The sequence below is a fragment of the Burkholderia sp. BCC1644 genome (assembly GCF_902833225.1).
Classification (GTDB): Bacteria; Pseudomonadota; Gammaproteobacteria; order Burkholderiales; family Burkholderiaceae; genus Burkholderia.
Genome location: NZ_CADFEI010000082.1, coordinates 1 through 331, shown reverse-complemented (window position 1 = coordinate 331; position 331 = coordinate 1). Strand labels below are relative to the sequence as shown.

Annotated in this window: 1 tRNA gene; it reads right to left on the bottom strand. The window is 48.3% G+C overall.

The window, feature by feature from the left end:
• Positions 1–209: 209 nt before the first annotated feature.
• Positions 210–285 (bottom strand) — tRNA-Ala (locus tag HWX87_RS37820).
• Positions 286–331 lie beyond the last annotated feature (46 nt).

Genomic DNA, 331 nt, shown 5'->3' with positions numbered 1-331 from the left:
GTTCGAATCATCTTGAGATACATCGATACAATCACAACCCGGATAGTTTTCACGTCCATCTCAAGACGCTTCCGCTATCCAAATTACTTACTTCTTCCAGATTGTTAAAGAACGACAGCCGATACATACTACGTATCACTCTGACTGGCTCAATCGCCAATGCAAAATTCTCGGTTCATCATATGAACCAAGCCCTTAGCGTTGGTGATTGGTGGAGGCAGACGGGATCGAACCGACGACCCCCTGCTTGCAAAGCAGGTGCTCTCCCAGCTGAGCTATGCCCCCATTGAGTACAGATGACCTCAGGTGTATTACCGCCAGACAATGGTGG